Source organism: Pseudomonas sp. GW821-FHT09E12 (assembly GCF_059416085.1).
The window spans coordinates 372,975-388,552 of sequence record NZ_JBWKOM010000006.1; the positions used below are offsets into that span (position 1 = coordinate 372,975).

The 15,578-nt window shown below is 59.7% G+C and carries 14 protein-coding genes; 10 read left to right on the forward strand and 4 right to left on the reverse strand.

The window, feature by feature from the left end; translation table 11 throughout:
• Window positions 1-21: 21 nt before the first annotated feature.
• Complete coding sequence (locus tag AC07PQ_RS20020; protein WP_493186047.1) at window positions 22-825, reverse strand: AraC family transcriptional regulator; 804 nt, start codon at window positions 823-825, stop codon at window positions 22-24.
• A 113-nt stretch (window positions 826-938) separates the two neighbouring features.
• Between AC07PQ_RS20020 and AC07PQ_RS20025 the strand changes: the two genes are divergently transcribed.
• On the forward strand, window positions 939-1,751 hold the full coding sequence (locus AC07PQ_RS20025) for a sulfite exporter TauE/SafE family protein (RefSeq protein ID WP_492570841.1): 813 nt from the start codon (window positions 939-941) through the stop codon (window positions 1,749-1,751).
• 3 nt (window positions 1,752-1,754) lie between these two features.
• Here AC07PQ_RS20025 and AC07PQ_RS20030 read toward each other — a convergent pair whose 3' ends face one another.
• On the reverse strand, window positions 1,755-2,738 hold the full coding sequence (locus AC07PQ_RS20030; protein ID WP_493186046.1) for a hypothetical protein: 984 nt from the start codon (window positions 2,736-2,738) through the stop codon (window positions 1,755-1,757).
• A 143-nt stretch (window positions 2,739-2,881) separates the two neighbouring features.
• Here AC07PQ_RS20030 and AC07PQ_RS20035 point away from each other — a divergent pair, with 143 nt between their 5' ends.
• Together AC07PQ_RS20035 and AC07PQ_RS20040 are read left to right on the forward strand one after the other, a co-directional pair.
• Window positions 2,882-3,493: a phage holin family protein gene (locus AC07PQ_RS20035; protein WP_007925190.1), complete on the forward strand. Its 612-nt coding sequence runs from the start codon at window positions 2,882-2,884 to the stop codon at window positions 3,491-3,493.
• A gap of 365 nt (window positions 3,494-3,858) precedes the next feature.
• Window positions 3,859-4,572, forward strand: a complete 714-nt coding sequence (locus AC07PQ_RS20040; RefSeq protein ID WP_493186045.1) for an acid phosphatase — start codon at window positions 3,859-3,861, stop codon at window positions 4,570-4,572.
• 133 nt (window positions 4,573-4,705) lie between these two features.
• On the opposite strand, the gene AC07PQ_RS20045 is transcribed toward AC07PQ_RS20040, so the two are convergent.
• A complete protein-coding gene (locus AC07PQ_RS20045; protein WP_007925192.1) occupies window positions 4,706-5,953 on the reverse strand; it encodes a ribonucleotide-diphosphate reductase subunit beta in 1,248 nt (415 codons plus the stop codon).
• An 873-nt stretch (window positions 5,954-6,826) separates the two neighbouring features.
• Window positions 6,827-7,090: a DUF2790 domain-containing protein gene (locus tag AC07PQ_RS20050; RefSeq protein WP_007925194.1), complete on the reverse strand. Its 264-nt coding sequence runs from the start codon at window positions 7,088-7,090 to the stop codon at window positions 6,827-6,829.
• A 412-nt stretch (window positions 7,091-7,502) separates the two neighbouring features.
• On the opposite strand from AC07PQ_RS20050, the gene acs reads away from it, so the two are divergent.
• From acs to argR, 7 genes are all read left to right on the forward strand, one after another.
• A complete protein-coding gene (gene acs / locus AC07PQ_RS20055) occupies window positions 7,503-9,458 on the forward strand; it encodes an acetate--CoA ligase (protein WP_007925196.1) in 1,956 nt (651 codons plus the stop codon).
• A 682-nt stretch (window positions 9,459-10,140) separates the two neighbouring features.
• Complete coding sequence (locus tag AC07PQ_RS20060) at window positions 10,141-10,917, forward strand: ABC transporter substrate-binding protein (RefSeq protein ID WP_007921537.1); 777 nt, start codon at window positions 10,141-10,143, stop codon at window positions 10,915-10,917.
• Between the two features lie 91 nt (window positions 10,918-11,008).
• A complete protein-coding gene (locus AC07PQ_RS20065) occupies window positions 11,009-11,698 on the forward strand; it encodes an ABC transporter permease (RefSeq protein WP_007921541.1) in 690 nt (229 codons plus the stop codon).
• A complete protein-coding gene (locus AC07PQ_RS20070; protein WP_007921542.1) occupies window positions 11,695-12,393 on the forward strand; it encodes an ABC transporter permease in 699 nt (232 codons plus the stop codon). The genes AC07PQ_RS20065 and AC07PQ_RS20070 overlap by 4 nt, the downstream gene beginning before the upstream one ends.
• A 1-nt stretch (window position 12,394) precedes the next feature.
• Complete coding sequence (locus AC07PQ_RS20075) at window positions 12,395-13,507, forward strand: succinylglutamate desuccinylase/aspartoacylase family protein (RefSeq protein WP_493186044.1); 1,113 nt, start codon at window positions 12,395-12,397, stop codon at window positions 13,505-13,507.
• A gap of 23 nt (window positions 13,508-13,530) precedes the next feature.
• Entirely contained in the window at window positions 13,531-14,295 is a 765-nt protein-coding gene (locus AC07PQ_RS20080; RefSeq protein WP_007921545.1) for an ABC transporter ATP-binding protein, read from the forward strand.
• A 114-nt stretch (window positions 14,296-14,409) separates the two neighbouring features.
• Window positions 14,410-15,390 carry a transcriptional regulator ArgR gene (argR, locus tag AC07PQ_RS20085; RefSeq protein ID WP_007921547.1) on the forward strand — a complete coding sequence of 327 codons (981 nt, stop codon included), beginning with the start codon at window positions 14,410-14,412 and terminating at the stop codon, window positions 15,388-15,390.
• Window positions 15,391-15,578 lie beyond the last annotated feature (188 nt).

Consider the following 15,578-nt stretch of genomic DNA (forward strand, 5'->3'; position numbering starts at 1 on the left):
AAACTCATTTTGCCGATCGCCTCAACGTCTTCGTGACAAGTCTTGTCCCGGCGCTATGTCCCCGGTTTCCAGGTAGGCGCTGGGCGGTTGCCCCGCTACCCGGCGGAACATGGTGGAAAAGGCGGCGGGGCTGTCATAGCCGAAATCGAGGGCGATTCGCGTCACCGACTCGCCTGCGGCCAGTCGGGGCAAGGCCCTGACCACGCAGGCGCGCTGGCGCCACTGGACGAAACTCATGCCGGTCTGCTCGCGGAACAGGCGGTTGAAGGTGCGCAGGCTGATGTGCAGCTGTTGCGCCCATTGCTCGGGAGACTGGTGGGCATCGGGTTGTTGCAGGAAGGCCTGGCACAGGGTGAGCAGGCGTGGCATTTCGGGCAGGGGAATGTGCAGGGGCAGGCGGGTGGTACGGCTCAGTTCATGCAACAACAGGCTGACCAGCACACCGTCGCGTCCGTTCTCGTCGTACGCCAGCGGCAGATCCACCGCCTCCATCAGCAACTGGCGCATCAGTGGCGACACGCTGATCACCTGGCACTCATCGCCCAGGGCCGGCATGGCCGCCGGTTCGATGTACAGGCTGCGGGTACTGACCCCGAGCATCAGCACCTCATGGGCCACCCGGGGCGGAATCCATACCGCACGCTGTGGCGGCACCACCCAGCGGCCATTCGTGGTGCTGACCTGCATCGCCCCGGTGGCGCCATACAACAGTTGCGCGCGACGATGGCTGTGGCTGGACAACAGGTGGCCCTGGGGGTAATCGGTGCCGATCGCGACCACGGCGCGTGGGGTGTGATCCAGCAGGTCGATCGAAGTGTTACGCATGGCGTCGGCGTCCGCGGGTTGGCGTGAATGCAAATAGTATTGGCTAACTTGCTAAAGCCGGCCAAGCCCTGGCGCTCTATCGTCGAGGTCTTCTGCTAACGGAGAACCCTTCGATGTTTTATCTATGGCTGGCGGTGTTCGGCTGCATGAGCGGGATCAGCGCGGTGCTGTTCGGTTTTGGCGGCGGCTTTGTGGTGGTGCCGCTGCTGTATCGCATGTTGCTGAGCAGCCATGGCGCTGACGATGCCGTCGCTCAGTCGGCCATGCATATAGCGGTCGCCACCTCGACCTGCGTGATGATCGTCAACGCGCTGATGGCCACCGGCAAACACCGCCGCGCGGGCAACCTGATTCGACATTATCTGTGGCCGCTGGGTGGCTACATCGGGCTGGGAGCTATAGCGGGGGCGGTCCTGGCAATGGCGGTGAGTGGTGAGGCGATGCGCTACGCCTTTATCGCCTACCTGGCGCTGACCATTGCCGATTGCCTGATGCGTCGTGGCTTTCTTGAACAGAGCGACACCCGTGCGCCGCGCTGCTTGGGGCGACTGGAAAACACCGGAGGCCTGGGCATCGGGGCCATTGCTACCTTCCTGGGTGTCGGCGGTAGTGTGATGACCGTGCCCCTGCTACGCCGTTGTGGCTTGAGCATGACCCAGGCCACCTCCATGGCCAACCCGCTGAGCGTGCCGGTAGCCCTGGCCGGGGCCTTGACCTATATGGCCATGGCCGGCTTCAGTCGCTTCGATCTGGGCCCCTGGTTTATCGGCTATATCGACCTGCTGGCGTTTGCCGTGCTGACCCTCGGCTCATTGCTGGGCATGTGCCTGGCCTCACCGTGGATCGGGCGCATTCCCGACCGGCTGCATGCGCGGGTGTATATCGGCCTGCTGGTGCTGGTAATGCTCGGCATGCTGGTTCGCTAAGGGTTAGCCCAGCGCCAACCCCGGCGCTTCACGAATGATGAAGTGGTCGAGGTTCTCGATGTTGGCGCTGAATACCCCGAACGTCTGTTCGGGGTGTTTTTTGCTTGGCACCTGTTTCAGCTCCGGGGTCACGCCATAAAAGAAGCAATACAGCTCTTGTTCGCTGTCGATCGCATGCTTGATCTCTTCGAGGAAGGCTTTGCGCTTGCGGTAGCTCTCGATCAGTTTTTTGCTCAGGTAGACATTGACCGAGTAGGGCTTCTTTTTTGCCTCGTCCGCCTGTTTGAACCAGACCTTCTGTTCGAAGTCGATGCGAAAGCTCTGGGTGTAGTCCTTGATCTCCTTGATCTTGCCCCAGTAGATCAACCCCTTGTTGTCCAGCAGGTATTCGATCTTCTTGAAGAACGAGGCATAGGACGCCGTGTGTTCGCCGATCTTCAGCGGCATGCGCTTGAGCAGCTCCTTGTCGTCGATATTCGACACAAAACACTCCACCGGATGAGCGAAGACACTGGTCTTGTCTGGGGTGCCGGCCTGAGCCGGGGCCGGCGTGCGCAGACTGGAGGAGGGGGCTGGCGCGGCAGTTCCTGGCGTATCGCCATCCGCTGCCGGGCTGGCGGGCTTGCGCACATATTCGCGGCGGGCCAGCAGCAATTCCGATGGGAAATGCTCCTCCCGATCATCCTCGTCCGGCGTACCCTCCACCCCGGCTGCCAGCGTCCTGCTGGTGCCATACGGGCAGCCTTCGATATGCCGGGTGCCAGGCAGGTTCTTAAAATGCGGGGTGCGGATGTAATTGACGTTCTTGGCATTGAAGGTCCCCAAATGATTGTCAGCGGCAAAGGTGGCGCGACAGGCATCGTTGGGGCACTGGAATTGTTCCTTGGCTGAGTCGAAGGCCATGGTCTCGTCGAAATTCAGATCGCGCACGTCATAGATCGACAGCTTGTCGTCGAGGCTGATGCAGTAGGCGGTGTCGAATTTCATGGGGGCTCGGGTCCTTGAGTGAAGAAGGCTATTAATAGCGGGTGGCGCAGGGGAGTGCACTGATCTTTTCAAGCATGGGCGCTGATCTCGGCATAACCTTGTAGGTAGCACGTTCCACTCATCACCGGAAAAGGCTCAGGTTCATGTCTGACGGTAATCGCATCAATATCGGCTCCATTGGTGATGCCAACCACATCAACATTGCCCAGAATCAGGCGCCTGAACGCACCAGCATTCAGTTCGTCATCGATCCCAGGAGTGTCGAGCGGGTTAGCCGGGGCAGCGTCATCAAAGGCGCGGTGGCGTTTTTTCTATCGCTGCCGGCGCTGGCGCTTTCGGTCATGTCGATCCTGGCCGACGCGTTGGGCATCCTTTCCTACTTCAATGTGGAGTCGCGGATCCTGGCCTACCTCATCATGGCCGCCGCCATGGGCGGGGTGATGCTGTGCAACGGCAAGCGCAAGATGGCCACCGCCAGCATTGCGCCTGACCAGGCCCGATTCATCGATGGGCGTTGGGTCGAGCGTGATGAAAGTGGCGATTACCTGCTGTATCGCAATACCGCGCCCTGCAATTACGAAAACTGCCACGGTACCGTGCGTATCCAGACGCCACCGCCGCGCGAACAGCATAACCACGATCTGATCGGCGTCTGCGATATCGGCGGCAAGCAACACACCTATCGCGTCGACTTCAATGGCGTCGGCGAACGGCAGCATTTCGACTGGCGTCCGTTGGAACAGAACAAGCCATGACCCCGTTCCAACCACGCCCTTGGTAGGGCGGGCGTGCTCACGAAAAATCCCCCGTCGGGACCAATCAAACTGACAGCCTTCCTGAGTCTTGCCAGGTCATGGCGGCTGCATGAGGGGCATGAAATTTCCTACAGTTCTAATTAACAAAACTCTCACCATATAGAGACGAGTCCTACGCGTTAAAGCTTGTAAAAACAAAAGCTTAGCTGTCTTGAGTAGTCCTGGCAGAGAACGTCACACCTTTGGCAAGGAGGGACAAGTAAGCCTCGAACAAATGGCCGATAAGAAGGCGCCGGCCTCATGAATGAAGGCCCGGTGGGAACCAGCCAGACGGCTTTTCCCCTCACAATAACGAGGACCTCCATATGCCTGTTCTTGCGCGTTCATTGTTGTTTTGTCTGGCCCTGTCCGGCACCGGGGCCGTCCTGGCGGAACAGGCAGCCTTGCCTTATCTGCCGGCCAATCAGTTCCGGCTGGCTGACTACCTGCCACCACCTCCAACTGTTGATTCATCGTTGCAACAAAGCGATTTGACAGCCGTGCTGGCGGCCCAGGCAGCACGCAGTAGCGCTCAGGTGAGCCGGGTCCAGCAGGATGATGAATGGGAAGACAGTGTGTTCCACTTCGCCAGGGAATCCCTCGGCGCCGGTTTCAGCATTGAGCGCCTGCCCCTGACCCGGGCCTTCTTCCGGCGGGCCCAGGAAGACCTGGTGCAATTCCTGATGCCGGCCAAGCACAGCTATGGTCGGCCGCGCCCTTACGAAGCCTCGGCACTGGTGAAGCCGGTATTGCCGCCACCGGAGGGCGATTCCTACCCCAGCGGTCACTCGATGAATGGTTATCTCAATGCCACTTTGCTGAGCATGGCGCTGCCAGAGAAACGCAGCGAGTTGTTCAGCCGCGCACAGATCAATGCCGACAGCCGGGTCATCGCCGGTGTGCATTTCCCCAGCGACCTGGAGGGCGGAAAGATCAGTGCCGCGGTGTTGGCGGCCCGGCTGCTGGACGATCCCCGCGCGGCGGCGGATTTCGAGGCGGTGAAAAAGGAGATTCGTGGTGCCCTGGCCTCCGCCGATTGAGTTCCGGGTTGGATGATTTGCCTGGAGTCGGGGATACCGGGTCCCAATAAAAAAGCCCTGAGCAAGTCAGGGCTTTTTTGATCTTTCGTTGTGCCGATTCAGATCGAGATCGGCACAGGGCAGGAGCTCGGAATCAATCCCAGCTCAGCGCGCCGCCAGTCTGATACTCGATCACGCGAGTCTCGAAGAAGTTCTTCTCTTTCTTCAAGTCCATGATTTCGCTCATCCATGGGAACGGGTTGGTGGTGCCCGGGTATTCTTCTTTCAGGCCGATCTGCGACAGGCGACGGTTGGCGATGAACTTGAGGTAGTCCTCCATCATCGCCGCGTTCATGCCCAGTACGCCGCGCGGCATGGTGTCGCGAGCGTATTCGATTTCCAGTTGGGTGCCCTGGAGGATCATCTGGGTGGCTTCTTCCTTCATCTCGGCATCCCACAGGTGCGGGTTTTCGATCTTGATCTGGTTGATCACGTCGATACCGAAGTTCAGGTGCATGGATTCGTCGCGCAGGATGTACTGGAACTGCTCGGCGACGCCGGTCATTTTGTTGCGGCGACCCATGGACAGGATCTGGGTGAAGCCGCAGTAGAAGAAGATGCCTTCCAGAACGCAGTAGTAGGCGATCAGGTTGCGCAGCAGCTCCTTGTCGGTGTCGACGGTGCCGGTTTCGAACTTCGGATCGGAGATCGAACGGGTGTACTTCAGGCCCCAGGCCGCTTTCTTGGCGACCGATGGAATCTCGTGGTACATGTTGAAGATCTCGCCTTCATCCATGGCCAACGATTCGATGCAGTACTGGTAGGCGTGGGTGTGGATCGCCTCTTCGAACGCCTGGCGCAGGATGTACTGGCGGCATTCCGGGTTGGTGATCAGGCGGTACACGGCCAGTACCAGGTTGTTGGCAACCAGGGAGTCGGCGGTGGAGAAGAAGCCCAGGTTGCGCATCACGATGCGGCGCTCGTCGTCGGTCAGGCCTTCCGGGTTTTTCCAGAGGGCGATGTCGGCGGTCATGTTGACTTCTTGCGGCATCCAGTGGTTTGCACAACCGTCCAGGTACTTCTGCCAGGCCCAGTCGTATTTGAATGGCACCAGCTGGTTGAGGTCGGCGCGGCAGTTGATCATGCGCTTTTCATCGACGGCGACACGGGCGGAAGCACCTTCCAACTCGGCCAGGCCTTCGGCGATGTCGAGTTGGTCCAGAGAGGCCTTGGCACGGGCAACGGCAGCGGAATCACTGGCGGTTACGGCGCGGGCTTCGAGAGCGGCGGCACCACCGGCGCTGTCGAGTTTGTCCATGGCAGCTTCGGCAGCGTGGCCGGCGTTGGCGCCTTTAACGGCGACTTCGCCTTCTTCTTTGTCGAATTCGTCCCAGCTCAGCATGACGTGTCGTCTCCTGCGTGAGGGCCAGATGCCCGTGTGAAAACTGATGGTTGGCTTTTCACACGGCCGAACTGGCCGCGTTGGATCTTAAGGAATCGTTTGTTGCGGCAGCTAACGCAGGCAATAAACAAAAATATGTACGGGAGTTCCGAGGCGGTTATGGGCGCAGAGGACCGAGTCGACTCCTGCGCTGGCTTCGGATTGGCTGTTTATCCCTGTAAGGGAATATTGCAGGCCCGTTTTAAGGCCGCATTATAGGGATTTTTTTGCCGCTGTGGTGCGACGAAGTGGCTCACGATTCGGTTGGCGAGGGGCGTGATCGCGGCGGAGCGAGGGTTTACAAGGCTTTGGCCAGCAAAGATTTTTTTTCACCCGGTTTTGCGGTTTTTTGCCGCCTGGAAGCGATCCGAGACCTCGGCTTTTTCGCGCAATGCTCTGCAAGCCCCGTAGTACAAGGCTTACAGGGAAGGTCGTGGGCTTTGGTAGACAGGATTGTGTTCAATTCATGGTGCAAATTGTCAGTCGGATAATTTGCTCAAAAAATAAGCAAAAAAACGCTTTTGCCACTACATCTTGTGTTGGATGGTCAATTTTTGACCTTTGAAACACTACTGTCCCGGGTTGCCACCCGAGGTCGTTCTTGATGCTCGAGAAGGCATTTTCGGACCATCATCAAGCCCCTTGGGGCGATATGGAAACGCTCCCCGCAATGTGGCTCGACAGATGAAAAAGGGGAGTGCGAAAGCCGTGGTCGCACTGCATTGGGCGATGGCTTGCAACCAGTCTGGATTCAGTTATGCATCTGGCCATCTTTGCCGCAAGAAAGATCTCTTGCGGCCGGCAATTGTTGGAACTTGAAGAGCAACTTTGGTATCAGCCGTTAGAGCAGCCGTTACCCATGACGCGGTATTGCAGAATGTGCCGCAGACCTTTCGAGTCTTCATATTCCATACGTGCAGGTACAACTTCGCATACATTTGGAACTTCGCTCATGGATATAACTTTGGCGATGTCCAGGTCGGACGAGTAAGAGTATTCCTCTACTGCCGGTTGCTGGCTTGCGACATCAGTCGGGATCTCGTCGGCCATTGCTGTAACGCAAAGACTGCTGAGGGCCAGAATTAATAAAGCTTTCATTTTGATTTCACCTTTCTAAGGTCGTGTAGGGTCACGCAGCCTTTGTGGGGCTGCGTGTGGAACTTGAGTAGAAGTCTGGATTAACTGCCTTCGTGGGGGCTGTAACTTGGTTAATCACATTGCCTTGTTGGCGAGGTTGATTTTAGGCGCCTGAGTAGGCGCTATACAGGCGTGCTTTTGATAAACACTATTGACGGTTTTTGTAACAATCCCGTTAAAAACGACCCCCAGCGGCCTGGCAGCGGTCTTCTACTTACCGCAGAAACTACCGCAAGTCCCGTAATAGAGGGGGTAAAGCACTTTTCAGGGGGATCGGCTGGGGGTTGTTACTACCATCGTCGAATGGTTCTATAGGCCCGCCCCGGCTACAACGGGGTCATACAACAACAACTATGTCACCGAGGTAAGAAAGATGAGTGCGGCTTCTCTGTATCCCGTTCGTCCCGAGGTTGCGGCCAACACGCTGACTGACGAGGCGACCTACAAGGCCATGTACCAGCAGTCGGTCGTCAACCCGGACGGCTTCTGGCGCGAACAAGCCAAGCGCCTCGACTGGATCAAGCCTTTCACCACGGTGAAGCAGACCTCCTTCGACGATCACCATGTCGATATCAAATGGTTTGCCGACGGCACCCTCAACGTTTCCTACAACTGCCTGGATCGCCATCTGGCCGAGCGCGGCGATCAGATCGCGATCATCTGGGAAGGCGACGATCCTTCCGAAAGCCGCAACATCACCTACCGCGAACTGCACGAGCAGGTCTGCAAGTTCGCCAACGCCCTGCGTGGCCAGGACGTGCACCGCGGCGACGTGGTGACTATCTATATGCCGATGATTCCCGAAGCCGTGGTCGCCATGCTGGCCTGTACCCGGATCGGCGCGATTCACTCGGTGGTATTCGGCGGCTTTTCGCCGGAAGCGCTGGCCGGGCGGATCATCGACTGCAAATCCAAAGTGGTGATCACCGCCGACGAAGGCATTCGCGCGGGCAAGAAGATTCCGCTCAAGGCCAATGTCGACGATGCGCTGACCAACCCGGAAACCAGCAGCATCCAGAAGGTCATCGTGTGCAAGCGCACCAATGGCCAGATCAAGTGGAACCAGCATCGCGACATCTGGTACGAAGACTTGATGAAAGTGGCCGGTACCGTCTGTGCGCCTAAAGAAATGGGTGCCGAGGAAGCGCTGTTCATCCTTTATACCTCCGGCTCCACCGGTAAGCCCAAAGGCGTGCAGCACACCACTGGCGGCTACCTGCTGTACGCGGCCCTGACCCACGAGCGCGTATTCGATTACCGTCCGGGGGAAATCTACTGGTGCACCGCCGACGTCGGCTGGGTCACTGGCCACACCTATATCGTCTATGGTCCGCTGGCCAATGGCGCGACCACCGTGCTGTTCGAGGGCGTGCCTAACTATCCGGACGTGACCCGCGTGGCGAAGATCGTCGACAAGCACAAGGTCAATATCCTCTACACCGCGCCGACCGCGATCCGCGCCATGATGGCCTCGGGTAACGCCGCCTGCGCAGGCGCCGATGGCAGCAGCCTGCGCCTGCTGGGTTCGGTGGGTGAGCCGATCAACCCGGAAGCCTGGGACTGGTACTACAAGAATGTCGGTCAATCCCGTTGCCCGATCGTCGATACCTGGTGGCAGACCGAGACCGGCGCCACCCTGATGAGCCCGCTGCCGGGCGCCCATGCCCTCAAGCCGGGTTCGGCGGCGCGTCCGTTCTTTGGCGTGGTGCCGGCGCTGGTGGACAACCTGGGCAACATTATCGAGGGCGCCGCCGAAGGCAACCTGGTGATCCTCGATTCGTGGCCAGGCCAGGCGCGCACCCTGTATGGCGACCACGATCGTTTCGTCGATACCTACTTCAAGACCTTCCGTGGCATGTACTTCACCGGTGACGGTGCCCGTCGCGATGAAGACGGCTACTGGTGGATCACCGGGCGGGTGGACGATGTGCTCAACGTCTCCGGCCACCGCATGGGGACCGCGGAGATCGAAAGCGCGATGGTCGCTCACCCGAAAGTCGCTGAAGCGGCGGTGGTCGGTGTGCCCCATGACATCAAGGGGCAGGGCATCTATGTCTACGTCACCCTCAACGGTGGCGAAGAACCGAGCGAAGCATTGCGCCTGGAGCTGAAGAACTGGGTGCGCAAGGAAATCGGTCCGATCGCCTCGCCGGATGTCATCCAGTGGGCGCCTGGCCTGCCGAAGACCCGTTCCGGGAAGATCATGCGCCGTATCCTGCGCAAGATCGCCACGGCGGAGTACGACAGCCTGGGGGATATCTCCACCCTGGCGGACCCGGGCGTGGTGCAGCATCTGGTCGATACCCACAAGACCATGAACGTCGCCTAAGGCGAATCGGTCTCAGTGAAAGCCCCGTCCGGCCTTGTGCCGGGCGGGGCTTTTTTATGGGTGTTAGTGCCGCCCCCTGTAGCCGCTGCCGCAGGCTGCGATCGGCTCCGCAGGAGACGCGCTCTTGAAGGCCCTGAAAGGCCCTTCGGGCCTTATCGCAGCCTGCGGCAGCGGCTACAGGCAGCGGCTTTTCGATCGAATAAATATCGGTATGTCCATCAGGCGTATCTGAATGTTACCGGAGGAGGGGAATGTGTAACCCGCTGCCCGGATTCGGGGCAATGAGAAACGCCAAGCCCTGTTTCAGGGCCTTTGCGGGGGCGGTAAAAAATAAGTCATAACGCTGCGCTTGCCGGAATAGAAGGCTTTGCGAATAATAGGCCCGCAATTTGCAGCACAGATTGGTTTACCGTCTTTTGCTCTTGCATAAATCTGAAGAGCTGTCAATGTGCTCGACCTGGTTTCTCAGTGCTTCTGTAATTTGTTGTCGCATTGAGGAAATATCGGCTTCGGGCCTGTCGTTAGAATGCCGATCACTCGCTCGTCGTTGCCTGTCCGGGAACCCGCATGAGGTTCGTGGCCAGGTCCTCAAGGACGCAGCACCGCTATCAGGTTCCACCCATTCGCATATTGGGCTGTCGCTCACTCTGCCGTTTTCGCCCTTTACCGATGGAGTCCTAAGATGAAGAAACTCGTGCTTCTTGGCGCCCTGGCACTGTCCTCCGTACTTTCCCTGCCGACGTTCGCCGATGAAAAGCCTCTGAAAATTGGTATCGAAGCGGCTTACCCTCCATTCGCCTCCAAGGCTCCGGACGGCAGCATCGTCGGTTTCGACTACGACATCGGCAACGCCCTGTGCGAAGAAATGAAGGTCAAGTGCGTGTGGGTCGAGCAGGAGTTCGACGGCCTGATCCCCGCGCTCAAGGTACGCAAGATCGATGCGATCCTGTCATCCATGTCGATCACCGACGACCGCAAGAAGTCCGTGGACTTCACCGGCAAGTACTACAACACCCCTGCGCGCCTGGTCATGAAGGCCGGTACCCAGGTCAGCGACGGCCTGACCGAACTCAAGGGCAAGAACATCGGCGTGCAGCGTGGTTCGATCCACGAGCGTTTCGCCCGTGAAGTGCTGGCTCCGCTGGGTGCCGAGATCAAGCCATATGGCTCGCAGAACGAGATCTACCTGGACGTGGCGGCCGGTCGCCTCGACGGCACCGTGGCAGACGCTACCCTGTTGAATGACGGCTTCCTGAAAACCGACGCCGGCAAAGGCTTCGCGTTCGTCGGTCCGGCGTTCACCGACAGCAAATACTTCGGCGACGGCGTGGGTATCGCCGTACGCAAAGGCGATGCGCTGAAAGACAAGATCACCGGTGCGATCGCTGCCATTCGCGAGAACGGCAAGTACAAGCAAATCCAGGACAAGTACTTCGACTTCGACATTTACGGCCAGTAAATCGTCGAATCAGCAAGTCCGAGATGGCGCAAGCAGCAGAATCTCTGAAGTTTGCGCCATTTTTTCATCCCAATTTTCGAGGACCTGAATCATGTTGAAAGGCTACGGGGCTGTCATCCTCGATGGCGCTTGGCTGACGCTTCAGCTTGCCTTGTCGTCCATGGCCCTGGCCATCGTTCTGGGTCTGATCGGGGTCGCGCTGCGTCTCTCGCCGGTGCGCTGGCTGGCGTGGCTGGGCGACCTGTATTCCACGGTGATCCGCGGGATTCCCGACCTGGTGCTGATCCTGCTGATCTTCTACGGCGGCCAGGACCTGCTCAACCGTGTCGCGCCCATGCTGGGTTACGACGACTACATCGACCTGAACCCGCTGGCTGCCGGTATCGGCACCCTGGGCTTCATCTTCGGTGCCTACCTGTCGGAAACCTTCCGCGGTGCCTTCATGGCGATTCCCAAGGGGCAGGCGGAAGCGGGCATGGCCTATGGCATGAACAGCTTCCAGGTGTTCTTCCGGGTGCTGGTGCCGCAGATGATCCGTCTGGCGATTCCGGGCTTTACCAACAACTGGCTGGTACTGACCAAGGCCACCGCGCTGATTTCGGTGGTGGGCCTGCAAGACATGATGTTCAAGGCCAAGCAGGCGGCTGACGCCACCCGTGAGCCTTTCACCTTCTTCCTCGCGGTGGCGGCGATGTACCTGGTGATCACCAGTGTCTCGTTGCTGGCATTGCGTCACCTTGAGAAGCGCTACTCGGTAGGCGTAAGGGCGGCTGATCTATGATCTTCGACTACAACGTCATCTATGAGGCCTTGCCGCTGTATTTCAGCGGCCTGCTGACCACCCTGAAACTCTTGGCCCTGTCGCTGTTCTTCGGCCTGCTGGCGGCGCTGCCCCTGGGGCTGATGCGGGTGTCCAAGCAGCCGATCGTCAACCTCAGCGCCTGGCTCTACACCTATGTGATCCGCGGCACGCCGATGCTGGTGCAGTTGTTCCTGATCTATTACGGACTGGCGCAGTTCGATGTGGTGCGTCAGAGCTTCCTCTGGCCTTGGCTGTCCAGTGCGACCTTCTGTGCGTGCCTGGCATTTGCCATCAACACCAGCGCCTACACCGCCGAAATCATCGCCGGCAGCCTCAAGGCCACGCCGAACGGCGAGATTGAAGCGGCCAAGGCCATGGGCATGTCGCGCTACAAAATGTATGCCCGCATCCTGCTGCCGTCGGCCTTGCGCCGGGCGCTGCCGCAGTACAGCAATGAAGTGATCATGATGCTGCAGACCACCAGCCTGGCCTCCATCGTGACCCTGATCGACATCACCGGTGCGGCCCGTACGGTCAACGCGCAGTACTACCTGCCGTTCGAGGCCTACATTACTGCCGGCGTGTTCTACCTGTGCCTGACCTTTATCCTGGTGCGCCTGTTCAAGCTGGCCGAAGGCCGCTGGCTGCGTTACCTGGCGCCGCGGAAGCACTGATATGGAACGCATTGACCACGCATTGCCATGGAGCCACTTGGGCAGCGAGCGGCAGATCTCGGTGTTCCGTTTCGGCCACGGCGAGCGCAAGGCCTATATCCAGGCCAGTCTGCATGCGGACGAACTGCCCGGGATGCGCACCGCCTGGGAGCTGAAAAAGCGCCTGGCCGAACTGGAAGCCCAGGGCGTGCTGAACGGCGTGATCGAACTGGTGCCGGTGGCCAACCCGATGGGCCTGGGGCAGCTGTTGCAGGGCAATCACCAGGGGCGGTTCGAGGCCGGTAGTGGCAAGAACTTCAATCGCGATTTCGTCGAGCTGAGTGTGCCAGTCGCGGCTCGCCTGGAAGGGTGCCTGGGGGATGACCCGCACGCCAATATCCAGATGATTCGCCAGGCCATGAGTGATGTGCTGGCCGAACTGCCGGCGCCATCGAGCCAGCTGCAAGGCATGCAGCGTATTCTCCTGAGTCATGCCTGCACCGCGGATGTGGTGCTGGACCTGCACTGTGATACGGAAGCGGCGCTGCATATGTACGCCTTGCCGCAGCATTGGCCGCAGTGGCGTTCGCTGGCAGCCCATCTGAACGTGCGGGTCGGCCTGCTGGCGGAAGACTCTGGCGGCAGTTCGTTCGATGAGGCCTGTTCGCTGCCCTGGCTGCGCCTGTCGCGCCAGTTCCCGCAGGCGCAGATTCCGCTGGCCTGCCTGGCGACCACCCTCGAGCTGGGCGGTCAGGCCGACACTGGTCGTCCGCAAGCCGAGGCGCACGCCGAAGGCATCCTGGCGTTCCTCGCCGAGCAGGGGCTGATCGCGGGCGAATGGCCGGCGCCGCAGCATGAAGCGTGTGAGGCCATGCCTTTCGAAGGCACCGAATTGTTGTTTGCGCCGCATCCCGGCGTGGTGAGTTTTCTGCGTCCGGCCGGTAGCTGGGTGGAGAAGGGCGAGCCGATTTTTGAAGTGATTGATCCCTTATCCGATCGGGTCAGCACCCTGTGTGCTGGCACCAGCGGCGTGTTGTTCGCCGTTGAGCGGCTGCGTTACGCCCAACCCGGTTTCTGGCTGGCCAAGGTGGCGGGGCGCGAAGCGCTGCGGCACGGGCGCTTGCTCAACGACTGACTGCTTTTGTGAGAACCGACAGCATGTACAAACTTGAAGTCCAAGACCTGCATAAACGCTATGGCAGTCACGAAGTGCTCAAGGGCGTGTCCCTGAAAGCGGCGGCTGGCGATGTGATCAGCATCATCGGCTCCAGTGGCTCCGGCAAATCCACCTTCCTGCGTTGCATTAACCTGCTGGAGCAGCCGCACGCCGGCAAGATCCTGCTGAACAACGAAGAGTTGAAGCTGGTGGCGAACAAGGACGGCGCCCTGAAGGCGGCTGATCCAAAACAGTTGCAGCGCATGCGTTCGCGCCTGTCGATGGTGTTCCAGCATTTCAACCTGTGGTCGCACATGACCGCTATCGAAAACATCATGGAAGCGCCGGTGCATGTGCTCGGCGTACCCAAGGCCGAAGCCCGTGAAAAGGCCGAGCACTACCTGGCCAAGGTCGGTGTGGCGCATCGCAAGGATGCCTACCCGGGCCACATGTCCGGCGGTGAGCAGCAGCGCGTGGCGATCGCCCGGGCGCTGGCGATGGAGCCTGAGGTCATGCTGTTCGACGAGCCGACTTCGGCGCTCGACCCCGAGCTGGTGGGCGATGTGCTGAAAGTGATGCAGGCCCTGGCCCAGGAAGGCCGGACCATGGTGGTGGTGACCCACGAAATGGGCTTTGCCCGTGAAGTCTCGAACCAGCTGATATTCCTGCACAAGGGCCTGGTGGAAGAGAGCGGCAACCCGCGCGAAGTGCTGGTCAATCCGCAATCGGAACGTTTGCAACAATTCCTCTCGGGCAGCCTGAAGTAAATCGCTCCCGTAATGCACCAAATTAGGTCATGCTGCGCACCGCGCGCCAGATGGTCTAATTTGGTTGCAGCCGCCTTTGGCCTCTAACACTGTTTTTGTTTCGGATTGCCCGCCATGACTGCCCATCGAATTGGTTTCCTGATTTGGCCCAGCACTAAAGCCTTGACGCTGGCGCTGGCCGAGGAGGCCTTGCGTGTCGCTCAGCGCGTGCATCCGGAAGTGGTCTACGAACTGGCCTTCCTGCAGGCCGAGGCTCCGGCCGACGGCGCCTGGCAACTGCCCGGTGAGCCCTGGTCGGGCAAGCTCGAAGGCTGCCAGAAACTGTTCCTGCTGGCCGATGAGCCGCCTGCCACCCTGGCGCCGGCCCTGAGCAGCGCGCTCAAGCAACTGGTGCGTGCCGGCTGTGTGATCGGCGGCTTGTCCGCCGGTGTGTATCCCCTGGCGCAGCTGGGGTTCCTCGACGGTTATCGGGCGGCGGTGCACTGGCGTTGGCAGGATGATTTCGCCGAGCGCTTCCCCAAGGTCATCGCCACCAGCCATCTGTTCGATTGGGATCGCGATCGCCTGACGGCCTGCGGCGGGATGTCGGTGCTGGATCTGTTGCTGGCGGTGCTGGCCCGTGACCACGGCGCGGAACTGGCCGGCGCGGTCTCGGAAGAACTGGTGGTCGAGCGGATCCGCGAAGGCGGCGAGCGCCAACGCATTCCGTTGCAGAACCGCCTGGGTTCCAGTCACCCGAAGCTGACCCAGGCGGTGCTGCTGATGGAGGCCAATATCGAGGAGCCGCTGACCACCGACGAAATCGCCCAGCATGTGTGCGTCTCGCGTCGGCAGTTGGAGCGGATTTTCAAGCAATACCTCAATCGTGTGCCGAGCCAGTACTACCTGGAATTGCGCCTGAACAAGGCGCGGCAGATGCTGATGCAGACCAGCAAATCGATCATCCAGATCGGCCTGTCCTGCGGTTTCTCCTCGGGGCCGCATTTCTCCAGCGCCTACCGCAACTTCTTCGGCGCCACGCCGCGGGAGGACCGCAACCAGCGGCGCAGCAGCAGCCCGTTCGAACTGTCTTCGGTGCCTTCCGAGCGCGGTTGATCCACCTCTTCGTTTTACCTGTCAAATTGCTATCGCGAGCAAGCTTCGCTCCTACACGGAATGCATTCTTCTGTAGGAGCGAAGCTTGCTCGCGCTGGCGCCGTATTGTGTGGCGCAAATCGTTGGACAATCCTGCCGTTAAAGCCTCTAGCAGTTTAAACTGCGCCTTTGCGACGCTATTTGTCGCA

Excerpts from the sequence above, each read along its gene's own strand:
- AC07PQ_RS20045 (WP_007925192.1), bottom strand. The coding sequence starts at position 5,953 with ATGCTGAGCTGGGACGAATTCGACAAAGAAGAAGGCGAAGTCGCCGTT.
- AC07PQ_RS20070 (WP_007921542.1), top strand. The coding sequence starts at position 11,695 with ATGATCTTCGACTACAACGTCATCTATGAGGCCTTGCCGCTGTATTTC.
- AC07PQ_RS20060 (WP_007921537.1), top strand. The coding sequence starts at position 10,141 with ATGAAGAAACTCGTGCTTCTTGGCGCCCTGGCACTGTCCTCCGTACTT.
- AC07PQ_RS20020 (WP_493186047.1), bottom strand. The coding sequence starts at position 825 with ATGCGTAACACTTCGATCGACCTGCTGGATCACACCCCACGCGCCGTG.
- AC07PQ_RS20040 (WP_493186045.1), top strand. The coding sequence starts at position 3,859 with ATGCCTGTTCTTGCGCGTTCATTGTTGTTTTGTCTGGCCCTGTCCGGC.
- AC07PQ_RS20025 (WP_492570841.1), top strand. The coding sequence starts at position 939 with ATGTTTTATCTATGGCTGGCGGTGTTCGGCTGCATGAGCGGGATCAGC.
- AC07PQ_RS20065 (WP_007921541.1), top strand. The coding sequence starts at position 11,009 with ATGTTGAAAGGCTACGGGGCTGTCATCCTCGATGGCGCTTGGCTGACG.
- AC07PQ_RS20075 (WP_493186044.1), top strand. The coding sequence starts at position 12,395 with ATGGAACGCATTGACCACGCATTGCCATGGAGCCACTTGGGCAGCGAG.
- AC07PQ_RS20080 (WP_007921545.1), top strand. The coding sequence starts at position 13,531 with ATGTACAAACTTGAAGTCCAAGACCTGCATAAACGCTATGGCAGTCAC.
- AC07PQ_RS20035 (WP_007925190.1), top strand. The coding sequence starts at position 2,882 with ATGTCTGACGGTAATCGCATCAATATCGGCTCCATTGGTGATGCCAAC.
- argR (WP_007921547.1), top strand. The coding sequence starts at position 14,410 with ATGACTGCCCATCGAATTGGTTTCCTGATTTGGCCCAGCACTAAAGCC.
- acs (WP_007925196.1), top strand. The coding sequence starts at position 7,503 with ATGAGTGCGGCTTCTCTGTATCCCGTTCGTCCCGAGGTTGCGGCCAAC.
- AC07PQ_RS20030 (WP_493186046.1), bottom strand. The coding sequence starts at position 2,738 with ATGAAATTCGACACCGCCTACTGCATCAGCCTCGACGACAAGCTGTCG.
- AC07PQ_RS20050 (WP_007925194.1), bottom strand. The coding sequence starts at position 7,090 with ATGAAAGCTTTATTAATTCTGGCCCTCAGCAGTCTTTGCGTTACAGCA.